The sequence below is a fragment of the Microbacterium luteum genome (assembly GCF_015277875.1).
Classification (GTDB): domain Bacteria; phylum Actinomycetota; class Actinomycetes; order Actinomycetales; family Microbacteriaceae; genus Microbacterium; species Microbacterium luteum.
This window is the reverse complement of record NZ_CP063814.1, coordinates 1,807,478-1,825,530: the sequence shown is the minus strand read 5'-3', so window position 1 is coordinate 1,825,530 and position 18,053 is coordinate 1,807,478. Positions and strand designations below refer to the sequence as shown.

General features: G+C 68.4%; 18 protein-coding genes and 4 tRNA genes. 9 read left to right on the top strand and 13 right to left on the bottom strand.

Annotated elements, in window-relative coordinates; all coding sequences use genetic code 11:
• Positions 1-11: 11 nt before the first annotated feature.
• Genes ruvC through pdxS form a run of 4 tightly spaced genes read right to left on the bottom strand, consistent with a single transcriptional unit; the run spans position 12 to position 2,904 of the window.
• The gene (ruvC, locus tag IM777_RS09160) at positions 12-575 is read right to left on the bottom strand and encodes a crossover junction endodeoxyribonuclease RuvC (RefSeq protein WP_071043469.1); all 564 of its coding nucleotides are present in this window, start codon (positions 573-575) and stop codon (positions 12-14) included.
• A gap of 51 nt (positions 576-626) precedes the next feature.
• Positions 627-1,391, bottom strand: coding sequence for a YebC/PmpR family DNA-binding transcriptional regulator (locus tag IM777_RS09155; RefSeq protein WP_071043468.1), 765 nt, complete (start codon positions 1,389-1,391; stop codon positions 627-629).
• Between the two features lie 42 nt (positions 1,392-1,433).
• Entirely contained in the window at positions 1,434-2,066 is a 633-nt protein-coding gene (gene pdxT / locus IM777_RS09150) for a pyridoxal 5'-phosphate synthase glutaminase subunit PdxT (protein WP_071043467.1), read from the bottom strand.
• Positions 2,017-2,904, bottom strand: a complete 888-nt coding sequence (gene pdxS / locus IM777_RS09145) for a pyridoxal 5'-phosphate synthase lyase subunit PdxS (RefSeq protein WP_071043466.1) — start codon at positions 2,902-2,904, stop codon at positions 2,017-2,019. The genes pdxT and pdxS overlap by 50 nt, the downstream gene beginning before the upstream one ends.
• A 114-nt stretch (positions 2,905-3,018) precedes the next feature.
• Here pdxS and IM777_RS09140 point away from each other — a divergent pair, with 114 nt between their 5' ends.
• Together IM777_RS09140 and pdxY are read left to right on the top strand one after the other, a co-directional pair.
• Positions 3,019-4,356 carry an aminotransferase class I/II-fold pyridoxal phosphate-dependent enzyme gene (locus IM777_RS09140; protein WP_071043734.1) on the top strand — a complete coding sequence of 446 codons (1,338 nt, stop codon included), beginning with the start codon at positions 3,019-3,021 and terminating at the stop codon, positions 4,354-4,356.
• 8 nt (positions 4,357-4,364) lie between these two features.
• Positions 4,365-5,216, top strand: a complete 852-nt coding sequence (pdxY, locus tag IM777_RS09135; RefSeq protein WP_071043733.1) for a pyridoxal kinase PdxY — start codon at positions 4,365-4,367, stop codon at positions 5,214-5,216.
• 3 nt (positions 5,217-5,219) lie between these two features.
• Here the strand turns inward: pdxY and IM777_RS09130 are convergent, their stop codons facing one another.
• The 5 genes from IM777_RS09130 to IM777_RS09110 all read right to left on the bottom strand — a co-directional run bounded on the left by IM777_RS09130 (position 5,220) and on the right by IM777_RS09110 (position 8,229).
• Complete coding sequence (locus IM777_RS09130) at positions 5,220-5,771, bottom strand: HIT family protein (RefSeq protein WP_071043465.1); 552 nt, start codon at positions 5,769-5,771, stop codon at positions 5,220-5,222.
• Entirely contained in the window at positions 5,768-7,705 is a 1,938-nt protein-coding gene (gene thrS / locus IM777_RS09125; RefSeq protein WP_390178139.1) for a threonine--tRNA ligase, read from the bottom strand. Before thrS ends, IM777_RS09130 begins: the two co-directional genes overlap by 4 nt.
• Positions 7,706-7,928: 223 nt before the next feature.
• A tRNA-Val gene (locus IM777_RS09120) sits at positions 7,929-8,000 on the bottom strand.
• 27 nt (positions 8,001-8,027) lie between these two features.
• A tRNA-Cys gene (locus IM777_RS09115) sits at positions 8,028-8,098 on the bottom strand.
• Positions 8,099-8,156: 58 nt separating this feature from the next.
• A tRNA-Gly gene (locus IM777_RS09110) sits at positions 8,157-8,229 on the bottom strand.
• A 167-nt stretch (positions 8,230-8,396) separates the two neighbouring features.
• On the opposite strand from IM777_RS09110, the gene IM777_RS09105 reads away from it, so the two are divergent.
• Positions 8,397-8,469: transfer RNA gene (locus IM777_RS09105), tRNA-Val, on the top strand.
• 20 nt (positions 8,470-8,489) lie between these two features.
• Here IM777_RS09105 and IM777_RS09100 read toward each other — a convergent pair.
• The 3 genes from IM777_RS09100 to zapE all read right to left on the bottom strand — a co-directional run bounded on the left by IM777_RS09100 (position 8,490) and on the right by zapE (position 11,590).
• Positions 8,490-8,978: a type II toxin-antitoxin system PemK/MazF family toxin gene (locus tag IM777_RS09100; protein ID WP_071043732.1), complete on the bottom strand. Its 489-nt coding sequence runs from the start codon at positions 8,976-8,978 to the stop codon at positions 8,490-8,492.
• 149 nt (positions 8,979-9,127) lie between these two features.
• On the bottom strand, positions 9,128-10,342 hold the full coding sequence (locus IM777_RS09095) for an ammonium transporter (RefSeq protein WP_071043463.1): 1,215 nt from the start codon (positions 10,340-10,342) through the stop codon (positions 9,128-9,130).
• Between the two features lie 213 nt (positions 10,343-10,555).
• Positions 10,556-11,590, bottom strand: a complete 1,035-nt coding sequence (zapE, locus tag IM777_RS09090; protein ID WP_071043462.1) for a cell division protein ZapE — start codon at positions 11,588-11,590, stop codon at positions 10,556-10,558.
• Positions 11,591-11,712: 122 nt separating this feature from the next.
• On the opposite strand from zapE, the gene IM777_RS09085 reads away from it, so the two are divergent.
• From IM777_RS09085 to IM777_RS09075, 3 genes are read left to right on the top strand one after another with little or no spacing between them, the layout of a single operon-like run.
• Positions 11,713-12,612, top strand: coding sequence for a sulfurtransferase (locus IM777_RS09085; protein WP_071043461.1), 900 nt, complete (start codon positions 11,713-11,715; stop codon positions 12,610-12,612).
• The gene (locus IM777_RS09080; protein ID WP_071043460.1) at positions 12,612-13,061 is read left to right on the top strand and encodes a SufE family protein; all 450 of its coding nucleotides are present in this window, start codon (positions 12,612-12,614) and stop codon (positions 13,059-13,061) included. Before IM777_RS09085 ends, IM777_RS09080 begins: the two co-directional genes overlap by 1 nt.
• On the top strand, positions 13,051-13,797 hold the full coding sequence (locus tag IM777_RS09075; protein ID WP_083336380.1) for a dihydrofolate reductase family protein: 747 nt from the start codon (positions 13,051-13,053) through the stop codon (positions 13,795-13,797). Before IM777_RS09080 ends, IM777_RS09075 begins: the two co-directional genes overlap by 11 nt.
• Here the strand turns inward: IM777_RS09075 and IM777_RS09070 are convergent.
• Positions 13,745-14,959, bottom strand: a complete 1,215-nt coding sequence (locus tag IM777_RS09070; RefSeq protein WP_194383126.1) for an alpha/beta hydrolase family protein — start codon at positions 14,957-14,959, stop codon at positions 13,745-13,747. The genes IM777_RS09075 and IM777_RS09070 overlap by 53 nt on opposite strands.
• Positions 14,960-15,011: 52 nt before the next feature.
• On the opposite strand from IM777_RS09070, the gene IM777_RS09065 reads away from it, so the two are divergent.
• The 3 genes from IM777_RS09065 to IM777_RS09055 all read left to right on the top strand — a co-directional run bounded on the left by IM777_RS09065 (position 15,012) and on the right by IM777_RS09055 (position 18,046).
• Positions 15,012-15,572 (top strand): DUF3000 domain-containing protein, encoded by a 561-nt coding sequence (locus tag IM777_RS09065; RefSeq protein WP_071043458.1) that lies wholly within the window; start codon positions 15,012-15,014, stop codon positions 15,570-15,572.
• Positions 15,565-16,764 (top strand): HRDC domain-containing protein, encoded by a 1,200-nt coding sequence (locus tag IM777_RS09060; protein ID WP_194383125.1) that lies wholly within the window; start codon positions 15,565-15,567, stop codon positions 16,762-16,764. The genes IM777_RS09065 and IM777_RS09060 overlap by 8 nt, the downstream gene beginning before the upstream one ends.
• Positions 16,765-16,837: 73 nt before the next feature.
• On the top strand, positions 16,838-18,046 hold the full coding sequence (locus IM777_RS09055) for a thiolase family protein (protein ID WP_071043456.1): 1,209 nt from the start codon (positions 16,838-16,840) through the stop codon (positions 18,044-18,046).
• The last annotated feature ends 7 nt before the right edge of the window (positions 18,047-18,053 follow it).

Sequence of the window (18,053 nt, the reverse complement as noted above, 5' to 3'; positions counted from 1 at the left end):
CGAGCGACACGCTAGCGGCGGGTCGCTCGCTCCGCCCGCGACCACGCTCGCTGCGCCGGAGTGAGCGTTCCGCCGGTGCGCGCGGGAGCAGTCATGGGCGACCCACGCCAGGCGTGACACAGCGCGAGGGCCAGCGCGTCCGCCGCGTCGGCGGGCTTGGGCAGATCGTCGAGGCGGAGCACCCGAGCCACCATGACCTGCACCTGGCGCTTGTCGGCCGAGCCGTAGCCGGTGATCGCCGCCTTGACCTCGCTCGGGGTGTGGGTCGCCGCCGGCAGTCCGCTTTCCGCAGCGAGCATCAGGGCGACACCGCTGGCCTGAGCGGTGCCCATCACGGTGCTGCGGTTATTCTGGGCGAAGACCCGTTCCACGGCGACCACCGATGGGGCGTGCTCCCGGATCACCTCGCGGATGCCCCGTGCGATGGCGGCCAGGCGCACCTCGATGGGCGCCTCCGTCGACGACCGCACGACGCCGACGTGAACGAGGGAAGCAGAACGATCCGGTGCGACGTCGACGACACCGATCCCGCAGCGGGTCAGGCCCGGGTCGATGCCGAGAACACGCAGTGTCACGCGATCACGCTAGGCGAGCATCCGCCTACGCGCCGGAAGGCGCGCCTGCTGTCACTCGTCGTCGTCCTCTTCGAGCTCGGCCTGGACCTCGGGGGTGAGGTCGACGTTGCTGAAGACGTTCTGCACGTCATCGCTGTCCTCGAGCGCGTCGATCAGACGGAAGACCTTGCGCGCGGTGTCGGCGTCGACCTCGACCTTCAGGTTCGGCACGAACTCAACGTCGGCTGATTCGTAATCGATGCCGGCATCCTGCAGGGCCTTCCGCACGGCGACGACATCGGAGGCCTCGGTGAGGACCTCGAAGCCCTTCGGGTGCGACTCGACCTCCTCTGCTCCCGCATCGAGGACCGCGAGCATGACGTCATCTTCCGTGGTGCCCTCGTCCGAGACGACGATGACGCCCTTGCGCGTGAAGTTGTAGGCGACGCTTCCCGGGTCGGCGAGCGTTCCGTTGTTGCGGGTGAGCGCGGTGCGCACCTCTGCCGCGGCGCGGTTCTTGTTGTCGGTCAGACACTCGACCATGAGGGCGACACCATGGGGCCCGTACGCCTCGTACATGATCGTCTGGTACTCGACGGCATCCCCGCCGATGCCGGCACCGCGCTTGATGGCGCGATCGATGTTGTCGTTGGGGACCGACGTCTTCTTCGCCTTCTGCACGGCGTCGTACAGCGTCGGATTGCCTGCGAGATCCGCACCGCCGATCTTGGCGGCGACCTCGATGTTCTTGATGAGCTTGGCGAACGACTTCGCACGTCGGGCGTCGATGACGGCCTTCTTGTGCTTGGTCGTCGCCCACTTGGAGTGGCCGGACATGCCCTCCAGTCTATCGAGGGCGGCGCTCGCGCCGCGCCGACGTCAGGCGGCGCGCACCAGCGACAGGAACAGCTCGTGGAATCGCCGCTCTCCCGAGACCTCGGGATGGAAGGCGGTGCCGATCGCGTTGCCTTGGCGAACGGCGACGATTCCCCCGTCATCCAGCTCCGCGAGCACCTCGACACCCGGCCCCGTCGACACCACGAGAGGGGCGCGGATGAAGGCGGCGTCGACGGGCGGTCCGCCGAACGCCGGCACCGTCACCGATGCCTCGAAGGACTCGACCTGTCCGCCGAAGGCGTTTCGCCTCACGGTGACGTCGAGCCCACCGAACGTGCGCTGCCCCTCGATCCCGTCCTCCAGACGGTCGGCCAGCAGAATCAGGCCCGCACAGGTGCCGTACACCGGAAGGCCGGCCGCGATCGCACGCGAGAGCGGCTCCGCCACACCGAACCCGCGCGCCAGCTTGTCGATGACGGTGGATTCCCCGCCGGGTAGCACCAGCCCGTCGACGGCGAGCAGCTCATCGGGCCGGCGAATCGACACGACCTCGGCACCGAGACTTCGCAGGACGCGCCCGTGCTCGCGCACGTCGCCCTGCAGCGCGAGGATGCCGACGCGAGGGCTACCAGCCACGCTCGGCGAGGCGGTGCGGTGCGGGAAGGTCTGCGACATTGATGCCCACCATGGCGTCGCCGAGCCCGCGCGAGACATCGGCGATGACCTTCGGGTCGTCGTAGAAGGTGGTGGCCTTGACGATCGCCGCCGCTCGCTCGGCGGGATTGCCGGACTTGAAAATGCCGGAGCCGACGAAGACGCCGTCCGCACCCATCTGCATCATCATCGCGGCGTCCGCGGGGGTCGCCACTCCCCCGGCGACGAAGAGCACCACGGGCAGGGTGCCGGTCTCGGCGACCTCGGCGACCAGTTCGTACGGAGCCTGCAGGTCCTTGGCCGCCACATAGAGCTCGTCCCGGGTCATCGAACGCAGGGCGTTGATCTCCGAGGTGATCTTGCGAATGTGCTTGGTCGCCTCCGAGACGTCTCCGGTGCCGGCCTCGCCCTTGGAACGGATCATCGCGGCGCCCTCGTTGATGCGGCGCAGCGCCTCCCCGAGGTTCGTCGCGCCGCACACGAACGGCACCGTGAAGCGCCACTTGTCGATGTGGTTGACGTAGTCCGCCGGCGAGAGCACCTCGGATTCGTCGATGTAGTCGACGCCGAGCTCCTGCAGCACCTGTGCTTCGACGAAGTGGCCGATGCGGGACTTGGCCATGACCGGGATCGACACCGACGCGATGATGTCGTCGATGAGGTCGGGGTCGCTCATTCTCGCGACACCGCCCTGCGCGCGGATATCGGCGGGAACGCGCTCGAGCGCCATGACGGCGACCGCGCCGGCGTCCTCGGCGATCTTGGCCTGATCCGCCGTGACGACGTCCATGATGACGCCGCCCTTCAGCATCTCCGCGAGTCCGCGCTTCACACGGTCTGATCCGGTTGCATTCGTCATCACGGTCGTCCCTTCGACATGCCGCTCGCTGCGACGCAGACAAGACAGGCGTTTGATCTAGGCCAAACGATAGCATTGTCGGGTTCGACCATCGAACACGAGAGGATCGACCTCATGCACGCTCACATCGTCGGCGCGACCGCGAGCGAGATCGCGGACAGCGTGCGATCCGCGATCGAGAGCGGTGTTCTCCCGCCCGGTGCGATCCTCCCGCCCGTTCGGTCGCTCGCGGCCGACCTCGGCGTCAACCGCAACACGGTTGTGGCCGCCTACCGGCACCTGGCCCAGTCCGGTCTGGTCATCGCCCGCGGGCGAGGTGGCACGCGCGTGACCGCTCGCCGCCTCGTCGCACAGGAGGGCTTCGCCCCCGACAGTGCGCTGCGCGACGTCGGCACCGGGAACCCCGATCCCGCGCGCATTCCCGATCCTTCCCGCGCGCTCGCCCGGGCCGCCGGGCGACCCGTGCTCTACGGCGAGCCGGTCATCGATCCCGGGCTGGAGTCGTGGGCCGGCGCGTGGATGTCCGACGCGACGTGCGCCGCGCGATCGCGGCTCACGATCACCAGCGGCGCAGCCGACGCCGTCGAGCGACTCCTCGCCCAGGCGCTCACCCGCGACGACGCCGTCGGCTTGGAGGATCCCTGTTTTCTCACGAGCATCCACACCGTCCGGCTGGGAGGCTATCGACCGATCGCGATCGCATGCGACGGCTCCGGGATGACCGTCGACGGACTGCGCGCCGCGATCGCCGAGGGCGCACGAGCCATCATCTGCACCCCCCGCGCGCAGAACCCCTCCGGCGCCAGCCTCACGGCCGAGCGCGCCGATCAGCTGCGCGAGCTGCTCGCCGATCATCCCTACCTGCTGGTGATCGAGGACGATCACTTCTCGATGCTTTCGCGCCGCACCTTCCACTCGGTCGTCCCGCCTGGTCACCGCCGATGGGCTCTCGTGCGCTCGGTCTCGAAGTTCCTCGGCCCGGACATGTGTCTGGCGGTGACCTCCTCCGACCCTGAGACCGCGTCTCGGCTCGCTCTTCGCCTGACCCCCGGGACCACCTGGGTCAGCCACCTGCTGCAACGACTCGTGCACGCCCTCATGATCGATCCGGAGGTCCATGCCGGCATCGCGGACGCCGCGGAGCACTACGCCGCGCGCAACGCCGCGTTCGTCAGGCGGCTCACCTCGCGGGGCATCGACGCGACCGATTCCGACGGACTCAATCTCTGGGTCGACGTCGGAGTGCCCGCGGCCGATGTCACCATCCACCTCATGCGTCGCGGCTGGCTCGCCAGGGCCGGGGACGACTTCGTCCTGTCCCCCGCCTCGCGTCCATCCCAGCGGCTGCGGCTCACCGTCCACCAGCTGGACGACCGCGACGCGGATCGTCTCGCAGGCGACATCGCCGACGCCGTCGAGGGCGTGCGGGGCCTCTCTGACGGGGTGGCATGATCGGACGGGTGAAGATCCTCTCCATCCAGTCCGCGGTCGCGTACGGCCACGTCGGCAACTCCGCCGCCGTCTTCCCGCTTCAGCGCATCGGGGTGGAGGTGCTGCCGGTCTACACCGTGAACTTCTCCAACCACACCGGCTACGGCGCGTGGCGGGGACCGCTCATCAGCCCGAATGAGGTGCGCGATGTCATCCTCGGTATCGAAGAGCGCGGCGCCTTCGCAGACATCGACGTCGTGCTCTCCGGCTACCAGGGCGGGGAAGGCATCGCCGATGTGGTCCTCGACACCGTCACGCGCGTGAAGGCCGCGAATCCTTCGGCGATCTACGCGTGCGACCCCGTGATGGGCAATGCCCGGAGCGGATGTTTCGTCGCGCCCGCCATCCCCGTCCTGCTCCGGGAGCGGGTCGTGCCGGCAGCCGACATCATCACTCCGAATCAGTTCGAGCTGGGATTCCTGACCGGCACCGAACCCGAGGACCTCGACTCCACGCTTGCGGCCGCCGACGCCGCGCGCGAGATGGGGCCGCGTACCGTGCTCGTCACGAGCGTCGAGCGGCCGGACAGCCCTCAGGACACCATCGAGATGCTCGCTGTCACCGACGACGGTGCGTGGATCGTGCAGACACCGCGGATCCCGATGAAGGCGAACGGATCCGGCGACGTCACCGCCGCACTCTTCACAGCACACCTGAACAGGTCGGGCGATGCGGCGGACGCTCTTGCACGAACGACCTCCAGCGTCTTCGCGCTGCTGGCGATGACCCACGAGTCCGGGCAGCGGGAGCTGCAGCTGGTGCAGGCGCAGGACCACTACGCCGCCCCGCAGATGCAGTTCGACGTGCAGCGCCTACGCTGAGTCCTACGCCGGCCAGGCCGCACTCACAGCGGCGCGCACCTCGCCGAGCAGCTGGGGCAGGGCCTTGGTGCGCCCGATGATCGGGAAGAAGTTCGCGTCGGCACGCCACCGCGGCACGATGTGCTGGTGAAGGTGCTCATCCACGCCGGCACCCGCGACCGCCCCCTGGTTCATTCCGAGATTGAACCCGTCGCACCGGCTGACCTCGCGGAGAACCCGCATGCCGATCTGCGTGAGTTCCCCGATCTCGGCGACCTCGTCAGCGCTCGCCTGATCGTAGGTGGCCACATGGCGGTACGGGCAGACCAGAAGATGACCAGAGTTGTAAGGGAAGAGGTTCAGCAGCACGTAGGCCTTCTTGCCCCGAGCGACGATCAGCCCGTCTTCATCGGATTTCTCCGGGGCGGCGCAGAACGGACAATCATCCCGCAGCACCTGGGGACCGGCCTGGATGTATGCCATCCGATGCGGCGTCCAGAGGCGCTGAAAGGCGTCGGGGACGCCGGCGAGCGAGGCCGCGTCGACGCTGTCGCCCGGTTCACCGGCGTGGGTCACGCCAGATCCTCCGCGGTGTTGACAAGCGCCTTGTCCCGGATCGACGCGATGATGCGCTCGACCGCGACATCGACCGGTATCGCGTTCTCCTGTGTGCCGTCGCGGAAGCGGAACGAGACGGCGTCGGCGGCGCGGTCCTGCTCGCCCGCGATCAGCTGCAGCGGCACCTTCTGCGCCGTGTGCGTGCGGATCTTCTTCTGCATCCGGTCATCGGATCGATCGACCTCGGCACGGACGCCGGCTGCTCGCAGTCGGGCCACGATCTGCTCGAGGTGCTCGGCGTACTCCTCGGCCACCGGGATGCCGACCACCTGCACCGGAGCCAGCCACATCGGGAACGCGCCAGCGTAGTGCTCGAGGAGGATGGCGAAGAAGCGTTCGATCGATCCGAACAGTGCCCGATGGATCATGATCGGCCGGTGCTTCTCGCCGTCGGGGCCGGTGTACTCCAGGCCGAAGCGCTCGGGCAGGTTCGGATCGACCTGCACGGTCGACAGCTGCCAGGTGCGTCCGATGGCGTCGCGTGTCTTGAGGTCGATCTTCGGGCCGTAGAACGCGGCCTCCCCCGGAACCTCGGTGAGCTTGAGTCCGCTGGCCACCGCCACGTTGCGCAGGGCGTTCGTCGAGTACTCCCAGAACTCGTCGGTGCCGATCCACTTCGACTTCTCGTCGTCGCGCATGGAGAGTTCGAGTTCGAAGTCGTCCAGGCCGAAGTCGCGCAGCATCGAGATGACGAACTCCAACACCCGGGTCGCTTCGGACTCGAGCTGCTCCGGAGTCACGAACAGGTGGGAGTCGTCCTGTGTGAAGCCGCGCACGCGGGTCAGGCCGTGAAGGGCGCCGGAGAGTTCGTTGCGGTAGACGGTGCCGTTCTCGGCGAGCCTCATCGGCAGGTCGCGGTAGCTGCGCGCACGTTCCCGATAGATCAGGATGTGCATCGGGCAGTTCATGGGCTTGAGGTAGTAGTCCTGGCCCTTCTTCGTCACGGTGCCGTCGGGGCCGTGCTCCTCGTCCATCACGATCGGCGGGAACATCCCGTCCTTGTAGGTGACGAGGTGGTTGGACGTGAGAAAGAGGTCTTCCTTCGCGATGTGCGGGGTGTACACGTAGGTGTACCCGCCCTCGACGTGACGGCGGCGCGCGTGCTGCTCCATCTCGCCGCGGATGATGCCGCCCTTGGGGTGCCACACCGACAGCCCCGACCCGATCTCGTCGGGGAACGAGAAGAGATCGAGCTCCTTGCCGAGCTTGCGGTGGTCGCGCTTGGCGGCTTCCTCCAGACGAGCCTGGTATGCGCGCAGTTCGTCCTTGGTCGGCCACGCGGTGCCGTAGATGCGCTGCAGCTGCGGGTTCTTCTCACTCCCGCGCCAATAGGCGCCCGCCACGCGCTGGAGCGCCCACCCGTTTCCGATGATGCGCGTGCTCGGCACGTGCGGACCGCGGCAGAGGTCCTTCCAGACGGTGACGCCGTCGCGGTCGACGTTGTCGTAGATGGTCAGCTCCCCCGCCCCCACCTCGACCCCGGCGCCTTCCGCCGCCTCGTGACCCGACGCGGTGCCGCCTTTCAGCCCGATGAGCTCGAGCTTGAACGGCTCGTCCACCAGTTCGACTCGAGCCTCCTCGTCCGACACGACGCGGCGGGTGAACCGCTGGCCCTCGCGGACGATGCGCTGCATCTCCTTCTCGATGGCCTTGAGATCCTCGGGCGTGAACGGCTCGTCGACGCCGAAGTCGTAGTAGAAGCCGTCGGTGACGGGCGGGCCGATCCCCAGGTCGGCCTGCGGACGGATGCGCTGGACGGCCTGGGCGAGGACGTGCGCCGTCGAGTGGCGGAGGATGTTGAGTCCCTCAGGGCTCGTGATCTCGACGGGCTCGACCTCGTCGGTGGATTCGACCGTCGCGGCGAGATCTCTCAGCTCGCCGTTCACGCGCATGGCGATGACGGCACGATCGGGGAACAGCGCGAAGCCGTCAGCGGGGTACGACACATCCGACGGAAGGGCAACGTCAGTCACAGGGAACACTCCAGAAAATGGCTCGCGTCCAGGCTACCGTCCGCGCCGGCGGAAACCGTCGCCCGTGCGGCGACGGGGGCGGGCACCACGACGGACCCCTCACGACGAAAAGAAAAACCCCCGGTCGAACCGGGGGTTGGAGTGCGCGATACTGGGATCGAACCAGTGACCTCTTCCGTGTCAGGGAAGCGCGCTACCGCTGCGCCAATCGCGCCCGTGAGGGCTGTTCAGTTGTCATGCGAGGTGGCGACGGGATTCGAACCCGTGTAAACGGCTTTGCAGGCCGGTGCCTAGCCGCTCGGCCACGCCACCGCGTGTGGTTCGACCCACGTGTCGTGATCGCCCTGGAATCGGGAGATCCCCGCACTCGAGCGGATGACGAGACTCGAACTCGCGACCCTCACCTTGGCAAGGTGATGCGCTACCAACTGCGCTACATCCGCATTTCGTTCCCGGTCTTGCCCGGGCACTTGGAAAACTCTAGCCCATTCCGGGCCCCGCGCAAAACCACCGCCACGCCGCGCGTGTCCCGTTCTCACGGTTCGAATCACCCTCACGGATCAGGTAACATCGGTACTCGGCCCGGCAGGGTCGCGGCTCCCGGAGCCGAGGGCGATTGGCGCAGCTGGTAGCGCGCTTCCTTCACACGGAAGAGGTCGTGGGTTCAAGTCCCGCATCGCCCACCGACGACGCGATCGGCCGCTCAGGCCTCATCGCCACCTGGCACCTGGATCGCCATCTGCCACCCGTAGCGCCGGCTGAGCGCTGCCGCCACCCGCGTGAAGCGGTCGACATCGAGCACCGCTCCCTCGCGTCGCATCCCCCGACGGTGCACCAGGTAGACCTGGTCCACGTCGACCCATGAGGGCCTTCCCCGGGCATCCCACGGCCCGCTCCCGAGCTCGAGGTGATCGCGATCGCCGTCCTGCGGGATGCTGGTGAGCTTGAGCGCGTAGACGCGGTCGGCGTCCCGTCGGCCGATGACGAGAACGGGCCGATCCTTGCCGCGTCCGTCCCGCTCCTCGAACGGCACCCAGGTCCATACGATCTCCCCGGCGTCCGGCTCGTCATCCCGCCGGGGTTCATAGGTGATGCGCAGCTCGGATGCACGAGGCGGCCGAACCTCCACCGTCGCGTCTGCTCGCGGCCGGCCGCCGCCGCCGACGACCAGCGTCGCACGCGGACGGAACAGGCGGCCGAGGACGCCGGCCACGGCGGAGACCCTTCGGTGACGCTTCACGGGGGTCAGCCTAGCGGTGGCGCATTCGTGCGGGCACGAGCAAGGGGCGCTGTGGTCATGACCACAGCGCCCCTTGCGCTTGTCTGCGAGCCGCAGAGTGCTTACGCCATCGCGTAGCCCTCTTCGCCGTGCACCGTGGTGTCCACGCCGGCCAGCTCGTCCTCGTTCTTGATGCGGAAGCCGAGCGTCTTGTCGATCGCGAAGCCCAGGATGAAGGCGATCACGAACGAGTAGATCAGCACGCCGAACGCTGCGACGACCTGGAGAATCAGCTGTTCGAACCCACCGCCGAGGAACAGACCGGTCTCCGTGGCGAAGAAGCCGAGGTAGATCGTTCCGATCAGACCACCGACGAGGTGCACGCCGACCACGTCGAGCGAGTCGTCGTAGCCGAGCTTCCACTTCAGCTCGATGGCCAGGGCGCAGACCGCACCGGCGACGACGCCGAGGAGAAGTGCCCAACCGGGGGTCAGGTTCGCACAGGCGGGCGTGATGGCGACGAGACCGGAGACCGCACCCGAGGCGGCTCCGACCGACGTGGCCTTTCCGTCCTTGAGCTTCTCGACGATCAGCCAGCCGATGATGGCGGCCGCGGTCGCACCCAGCGTGTTGATGACGATCAGACCGACCACGGAGTCCTCTGTGCCCAGCGCGCCGAGGCCTTCGGCGCCGGCGTTGAAGCCGAACCAGCCGAACCACAGGATCGAGGCGCCGAGCACGACCAGCGGAACGCTGTGCGGCTTGTTGATGCCCTTCTGGAAGCCGATGCGCTTGCCGAGGACCAGAGCGAGGGCGAGGGCCGCCGCACCGGCGTTGATGTGCACCGCGGTTCCACCGGCGTAGTCGATGACCTCGGTGGAGAAGCCGAAGGTCGTGCCGAGGTTGTAGACCCAGCCGCCGCCCCAGACCCACGCCGCGACGGGGAAGTAGACGACCGTCGCCCAGATGCCGGCGAACAGCATCCAGGAGCCGAACTTGGCGCGATCCGCAATCGCACCGGAGATCAGCGCGACGGTGATGATGGCGAAGGTGCCGCCGAACATGGCACCGACGAGGTCATCGCTCGACGCCGAGGCGAGACCGAAATCGGCGAACGGGTTGCCGGCGAATGCCCAGGTGCTCTCCACGGCGCTCATGTTGAAGCCGTAGAGGATCCAGAGCACGCTCACGAGCCCCATCGCGCCGAAGCTCATCATCATCATGCTGACGACGCTCTTGGCCTTGACCAGGCCTCCGTAGAAGAACGCGACGCCAGGCGTCATAAAGAGCACGAGTGCCGAGGCTGTGATCAGCCAGGCGAGATTTCCGCTGTCCATGAAGTTCCTCATCCATGATTGGTGTTACTCGGGTGCCCACGGTGGCCGCGGTTCGGGTGGCGGTCCGGTGGGACGTGCCCCAGTCTCGCGAGCGAGGGTTTCAGGCGGCGTGCGTCGCGTGTTTCGGGTTTGTTACGTCACCGGCGCTCAGGTAAACATCAGGTTTCTCGACGGCGAGAACGTGCCGTGAGATGTCGCGACGGGCTGGCGGGGTCAGGCGAGAGTGGATGCGACGAGACGCGAGATGGCGCGCAGGTACTTCTTGCGGTATCCGCCCGCGAGCATCTCCTCGGGAAAGACCCCGTCCAGCGACAGGCCCGTGGCACGGACGGGGATCTGCGCATCGTAGACGCGATCGACGAAGGCCACGAAGCGCAGCGCGGCGGACTGATCGTCGAACTCCGTCACGTCGCGCAGACCGACGGTGGACACTCCGTCGATGAGTCGGATGTATCGGGACGGATGCACCTGCGCAAGGTGGCCGATCACGTCGGCGAACGCGTCGTCGGAGGCGATTCCGACGCTCGCCGCCGCGGAGATCGCCGAGCGGTACTCCTCATCCGTCAGTACGCGCGCATGGCCGTCGACCGCCCGCTGCCGGTAGTCGGTCCCGTCGATCCGGAGCGTGTCGAAGCTCGCCGCCATAGCATGGATCTCCCGCAAGAAGTCCTGCGCCGCGAAACGGCCCTCGCCCAGGGCGTTGGGGGGCGTGTTCGATGTGGCGGCCAATCGGGTGCCGGAGGCGACCAGCTCTCCGAGCAGCCGGGTCATCACCATCGTGTCGCCCGGATCGTCGAGCTCGAACTCGTCGATGCACAGCAGTTCGGAGCCGCGGAACAGGTCCACGGTGTTCTTGTAGCCGAGCGCGCCGACGAGTGCGGTGTACTCGATGAAGGAGCCGAAGTACTTCCGTCGCGCCGGCATGGCGTGGTAGACCGCCGCGAGCAGATGAGTCTTTCCCACGCCGAAGCCACCGTCGAGATAGACGCCGGGCTTCACCTCGGGTTGTTTCCTCCCCCGCCGGAACAGGCCGCCGCGCGAAGCCGCCGTTCGCCCGCCGGCGAAGGTCGCGAGCTTCTGCTTGGCCTCCTGCTGGGAGGGGTAGTCGCCGTCCGCGCGGTACGACTCGAACGTGGCCTGCGAGAACTGTCGCGGCGGCACGAGAGCGGCGACCATGTCCTCGCCGCTCAACTGCGGCTGACGCTCGGCCAGGTGCACGATTCCGGATCGAGCCGTGGTCGCGGTCATGTCGTCCTTCGTGTCGCGGCGGTGACGGATGCGATCCCCCGGGGCAGAAAGGGAAATAGGCTCGAAGGACGCGGATCCACACTACGCCGTCATCCCAACCGCCTTGCATCGAGGAGAGTTCCGTGCCCGTCGCATACGACCCTGCCGACACCTTCGCCGACTACGCCGCCCCGGAGCGTCTGGTCAGCACGCAATGGCTGGCCGAGCATCTCGGAGCACCGGGTCTGGTCGTGGTCGAATCCGATGAGGATGTGCTCCTGTACGAGACCGGGCACATCCCGGGCGCGGTGAAGGTCGACTGGCACACCGAACTCAACGACCCGGTCGTGCGGGACTACGTCGACGGACGTGGATTCGCCGACCTGATGCGTCGGAAGGGGATCTCGCGCGACGACACCATCGTCATCTACGGCGACAAGAGCAATTGGTGGGCCGCATACGCCCTCTGGGTGTTCTCCCTCTTCGGCCACGACGACGTGCGCCTGCTCGACGGCGGACGAGACCTCTGGATCGCGGAGGGCCGGGGCCTCACGACGGAGCGCGTCGAACGCCCGGTCACGGACTACCCCGTGGTCGAGCGCGATGACGCGACACTGCGCGCCTACCGCGACGACGTGCTCGCGCACCTCGGACGACCGCTCATCGACGTGCGCTCCGGCGAAGAATACGACGGCACCCGGACCTCGGCCCCGGCCTATCCGGAGGAGGGCGCCCTGCGTGCGGGGCACATACCGACGGCCCACAGCGTTCCCTGGGCCCGTGCCGCAGCGGCGGACGGGACGTTCCGCCCGCGCTCGGAGCTGGAGGCGATCTACCGTGGGGAAGTCGGTCTGCGCGACGCAGACCCGATCATCGCGTACTGCCGCATCGGTGAGCGCTCCAGCCACACGTGGTTCGTTCTGACGCACCTGCTCGGCTTCCCCGATGTGCGCAACTACGACGGGTCGTGGACCGAATGGGGAAGCGCGGTGGGCCTGCCGATCGTGACCGGCTCGGCCCGAGGAGAGGTTCCGTCGCGGTGATGATCGAACATCCCCTCCCGGCAGCACTGGCGGCGATCCGACAGGACTTCCTCGATCTTCAGGAGCCGGACCGCCTGCAGCTGCTCCTGGAGTTCTCCCATGAGCTGCCCGAGATGCCCGCCCGCCTCGCCGACCATCCGGATCGGCAGGAACGCGTGGCCGAGTGTCAATCGCCCGTCTTCATCGTGGTCGAGGTCGACGACGATGACCGCGTCGCCATGCACGCCACCGCGCCCGCCGAGGCTCCGACGACAAGGGGGTTCGCGAGCATCCTCGCTCAGGGCCTCACGGGTCTCACCGCTCACGAGGCTCTCGCCGTCCCGGATGACTTCCCGCAGTCGATCGGTCTGACGCGCGCCGTGTCGCCGCTTCGGATCGCAGGGATGACCGGCATGCTCGGTCGCGCGAAGCGCCAGGTGCGCGAGAGAATGGCTGCGCGTGAGCGCTGAGCGCACGGTCACCGTCACCGAGGTCGTCCCGCGAACCCTCGACTCCGTGACCACGGACTCCCTCGATGCCGATCGCTGGCTCAGCCGTCGGTACTCCGCCGACGACACCGGGTTCACCCGGCTGAACATGGTCACCTCGGTGACGGGCTCGATCGCCGGTTCCGACGGGACGAGCGAGACCATCACCTCCCCTACCGACCGGATGATCCTCCGCGCCGTGCGTGCCAACGCCGATGTGGTCGTCGTGGGCGCGACCACGGCCCGCACCGAGCGATACCTGCTCCCCGCCCACGCACGCCTCGCCGTGGTGACCGCCACCGGAGATCTCGACGGGGTCCGGCTCACCAGGCCGGGGCGGCCGCCCGCCCTGGTGCTGTCTTCCCGCGCGCACCGGGAGCGCGTGCACGCACGGCTTGCCGGCGCGCCGGTGGAGCACGTCACGATCGATGCCGACGAGCAGCTCGATCCGCGTGCGATCGTCGCGGAGCTCCGGGAGCGCGGCCTTCCCCGCGTCGTCTGCGAGGGAGGGCCGACGATTGCGACACGGTTCCTCGAGGCGGGATGTCTGGACGAGATCTGCCTCACGATCGCGCCCGCGCTCGAACCCTCGGGCGCGGCCTTCGTCTCACCGTCGCGACCGCGGGACGCGACGGTGGCGGGGATGCTCGTCGACGACTGCGGATTCAGCTATTTGCGGTTGCACCCGAGAGATCGTGTCGGCGCATCCAGTCGCTGATCGCGTGCGACCACCGGTCCTGATCGTAGTTCCACAGCTTGGTGTGACGCGCGACCTCGAACGCCTCCAGCTCGACAAGGTCGGGCCGGGCCGCGAGCAGGTCGTGGGAGGCATCCGAGGGCACGAACCCGTCATCGTCGCTGTGCAGGATGAGAACGGGGTGGCGGAGCTCATCCGCTCGCGCAACGACATCGAGGCGATCGAACGGGATCGGTGAACCCGTCCGCGTGAACGCCGTACCCCACTCCGATCCCAGGGCGTCGATCGCGAGTCGGGTCACCGGCTGCGGCAGGTTCATGAGTCCCGCCTGGTAGTCCAGGACGACCCGCCAGTCGATGACCGGCGAGTCGAGGACGAGGCCGGCGATCGCGTCGCGGTGAGCCGAGTTGAGTGCCAGCTGAAGTGCGATCGCACCGCCCATCGACCATCCCATGACGATCACACGCCGCGCGCCGCGGCGTCGTGCGAATCCGATGGCCGCGTCGACGTCGCGCCACTCGGTCGCACCGAGGGCGTAGGTCCCCGTTCTGCTGCGCGGTGCTTCGCCGTCGTTGCGATAGGAGACGACGAGCGAGGTGATCCCCAGGGCATGGAAGACCGGCACCGCGCGAAGCGCTTCGGAGCGCGTTGTGCCACGGCCGTGCACCTGCACGACCCACGTGGTCCCGTCACCGGCGGGAAACCGCCACGCCGGGCAGGGCCCGACCGCCGAGCCGACCAGTTCCGGCGTCCAGTCCAGGTGCAGCTCGTCCGGATGACTGAAGTACCAGCCGCTGAAGGCCGCGTCGGGTGCCAGATGGGCACCCGATCCGACGTGGGTGAGCAGCTTGCGCGTGACGGTCTCGTCGTCCGCGGACAGGACGGTGCCGACCTTCACGTAGCTCTCGGTCCCCGTGGTGAACAGGCCGTAACGGCCGGGGAGCACCGTGTCCGCCGTGCGCTGGAGCGTGACCGTCTGCGCTTGCGTGTCGAGATCGAGCAGGCGCGTGTCCGGCCGGCGATTGGCGGGTGTGATCACCTGCCTGGCGACCCGCAACGAGAGGAGGGACATCGATGTCAGCACCAGCGCCAGCGCACCACCGAGAGCGGCGATCGCGAACCGGAATGCGGTGACGAGGGCGGGGGTGGCGCCGTTCTGCGCGGCGCGCCTGGAGGCGTGCATCGAGGCCTCACTCTAGTCTGTCTCCGTGGCTGTCACCCCTCCTCCCGCGCCGATGGCCTTCGCCTCCGTCGCCGAACAGGTGCGGGCGATGGGCTTCCGCGACGACCTCACCGTCCACGAGATCCCCGCCCCCGGCGGTCTCGCACCGTTCGCACTCGCCCTCGCAGGGGACGTGCGCCCGGAGACGGACGACGGCGTGTCGGCCTACGGGACGGGGCGGTTCATCCTCCTCAACGACCCCGAGGAGCCCGCAGCGTGGAACGGCCCGTGGCGCATCGTGTGCTTCGCCCAGGCGCCTCTGGAGACCGACATCGGCACCGATCCGATGCTCGCGGAGGTCGCGTGGTCGTGGCTGATGGAGGCCCTCTCGGTTCGAGGCGCCGCCCACCACTCCGCGTCGGGCACGGCGACGAAGACCCTCTCCCGCGGCTTCGGAACTCTCGCCGCGGAGGGCGACGGCGCGCAGATCGAGTTGCGCGCGTCCTGGTCGCCCGACGGTGACCTGACCGCGCACGTCGATGCGTGGGCAGAGCTGACCTGCATGCTGGCCGGGCTGCCGCCCGGCTCCGAGGGCATCGCCGTCCTCGGCTCCCGAAGGAATCCCCGTGGCTGAATACTCCGTCATCGCCGACCGCGACGCGTTCCTCGCGGCGTGCGAGGCACTCGCCTCCGGAACCGGACCGGCCGCCGTGGACGTCGAGCGGGCATCGGGGTTCCGCTACTCGCAACGCGCATACCTCATTCAGGTCTTCCGTCGGGATGCCGGCGTCTTCCTGTTCGACCCGCCCGCGATCGGCGACTTCGGCGCCCTTCAGCGCGCGATCGGCGACGTGGAGTGGGTCTTCCACGCCGCGAGCCAGGACCTCCCCTCGCTACGCGAACTCGACCTGGTCCCCGACCGCTTGTTCGACACCGAACTGGCCGCCCGGCTGCTCGGCCACGAGCGCGTCGGACTGGGCGCGGTCGTCGAGAGCACCGTCGGGATCTCCCTCGCCAAGGCTCACTCCGCCTCGGACTGGTCGCAGCGTCCACTCCCCCAGTCCTGGCTCGAGTACGCCGCACTCGACGTCATCCACCTCGTCGACGTGCGGGACGCCCTCGCCCGCGAGCTCGCCGACCAGGACAAGACGCGATTCGCCCTCGAAGAATTCGACGACGTGCGCGATCGCCCGCCCAAGCCGCCCCGAGAAGAGCCGTGGCGGCGGCTCAGCGGATTGCACACGGTGCGAGGCCGCTCCTCGCTCGCCGTGGCGCGCGCCCTGTGGGTCGCTCGTGAAGACCTGGCGGCTGCCGAGGATGTGGCCCCGGGCCGTCTGGTACCCGATCGCGCTCTCGTCGCCGCCGTCATCGCGGACCCGCGTTCGAAGCACGATCTCGCGCACGTGAAGGACTTCACCGGGCGCGCCAGCCGCACCGAGCTCGACCGGTGGTGGGCCGCGATCGAAGAGGGTCGCGCGGATGCGAATCCGCCTCGGGAGCGCGCGGGTGGCGGCGACGCGCTCCCGCCGCCCCGTGCATGGGCTCAGCGGAATCCGGAGGCTGACCTCCGGCTCAAGGCGGCGCGTCCGGCGGTGGAGGAACTCGCGGAGCGCCTGAACATGCCCACCGAGAACCTGCTGACGCCGGACACGTTGCGTCGTGTCGCCTGGTCACCGCCGACCGACCTCGACGCGGCGTCGATCGCGGACGCCCTGCGGTCGTGGGGTGCGCGAGCCTGGCAGATTGGACAGACTGCACAGGTGATCGCGGATGCTTTTGTATCTTCCGCCCAAGCCCCGGAGCAGGGGTCCGAGTCGGATTCGTAGGTTCGACCCAACCGATTCCGAGCCCTCCACGGCCGCTCCTAGGCTGGGCACATCCCTGAACTTTGGAGGCAGAGTGGCCGAGCTTTCGGACGTCTACTTCGTCGATGGAATGCGCACCCCGTTCGGGCGCGCCGGCGAGAAGGGCATGTACTGGAACACGCGATCGGATGATCTCGCCGTGAAGGCGACCATCGGACTCATGGAGCGCAATGGCGACGTTCCGAAGGAGAGGATCGACGACGTCGCCATCGCGGCGACGTCGCAGACCGGCGACCAGGGCCTGACCCTGGGCCGAAGTGTCGCCATCCTCGCGGGACTCCCCCAGAGCGTTCCGGGATTCGCCATCGACCGCATGTGCGCCGGTGCGATGACCAGTGTGACCACGATGGCCGCCTCGATCGGGATCGGCATGTACGACCTCGCTCTCGCGGGCGGGGTCGAGCACATGGGGCATCACCCGATCGGGTCCAACGCCGACCCCAACCCCCGCTTCGTCGCCGAGAAGATGGTGGACCCCGGCGCGCTCAACATGGGCGTGACCGCGGAGCGGATCTTCGATCGCTTCCCGCATCTCACCAAGGAGCGCTCAGATCGTTTCGGCATGCTCAGCCAGCACAAGGCGCAGGCCGCCTACGATGCGGGCAAGCTGCAGGCCGACCTCGTTCCCGTCGCGATCAAGGACGCCGAAGGTGCGTGGGCGCTCGCCACCGAGGACGAAGGTCGTCGTCCGCAGACGACGATGGCCGATCTCGCCGGTCTCAAGACCCCGTTCCGTCCTCACGGTCGCGTGACCGCGGGAACCTCCTCCCCGCTCACCGACGGTGCGACCATGTCGCTGCTCGCCGGTGGTGGCGCGGTGAAGGAGCTCGGCCTCGCGCCGAAGATGCGACTCGTCTCGTTCGCTTTCGCGGGCGTGCAGCCCGAGATCATGGGCATCGGCCCCATCCCGTCGACCGAGAAGGCCCTCAGGAAGGCCGGCCTGACGATCGACGACATCGGTCTGTTCGAGCTGAACGAAGCGTTCGCCGTCCAGGTGATCTCGCTCCTGGACCACTTCGGCATCGCCGACGACGACCCGCGCGTCAACCAGTGGGGTGGAGCGATCGCGCTCGGGCATCCGCTCGCCGCATCCGGAGTCCGTCTCATGATCCAGCTCGCGGCGCAGTTCGCCGAGCGCCCCGACGTGCGATACGGCCTCACGGCGATGTGCGTGGGGCTCGGCCAGGGCGGTTCGGTGGTCTGGGAGAACCCCCACTACGACGGCAAGAAGCGCAGGAAGTGAGCGGCCT